Raw genomic sequence first — 615 nt, forward strand, 5'->3', positions numbered from 1 at the left:
CGCGCGCAGTTCAGCCCCGCTGCACTGCGCCAGCGCGTCCAGCCCGAAGGGGCCGTGCGTTACGAAAAACCGCGAATCGCCCGGTACGTTATCCGGCGTCACTGTCATCAAACAGACCTTAATGCTTGGCGGGCGCGGCCGGGGCGGGAGTGCCGGCATCGGCCGTTGTGGGCATGGTGCCCGATTTGGCCAATACCTCGGGGTCCACATCCGCAGCGGGGATGAACACCGTAGGCAGCACCGCATTGAGCTGGCTGGCCACCTGCTGCGTGATGTCGAGGCTTTCCTGGCTCAGGGCGACCTGTTCACGATGCAGCACGAGGTTCATGCCATGCTGGCCGCGACCTGCCGGATGATCTGGACCAGTTCACGCTCGATCTGCCCCAGCGAGACCTGCGCCGCTTCCTGAATGATGCGGTTGCGGTTGCGGAAGTCCTTCTGCGCCGCGATCACACGTTCCTGCAGCTTGCGCTCGCTTGCCTGGATCTGGTCGGACGACATGGTGCGCGCCTGACCCTGCAGCTTCTGCTGCTCGTCACGCCATCCGGCCTGTTCCTTCTGCGCATCACGCGCCAGGTCGTCGCGCCGGGCGCCCAGCACCCGCTCGGCCTGCTG

Annotated in this window: 1 pseudogene; it reads right to left on the bottom strand. The window is 66.0% G+C overall.

Annotated elements, in window-relative coordinates:
- Window positions 1-118 precede the first annotated feature (118 nt).
- Window positions 119-615: pseudogene (locus tag JCM25156_RS26610) on the bottom strand (OmpH family outer membrane protein); the annotation flags it as partial.

The sequence above is a fragment of the Komagataeibacter kakiaceti JCM 25156 genome (genome assembly GCF_000613305.1).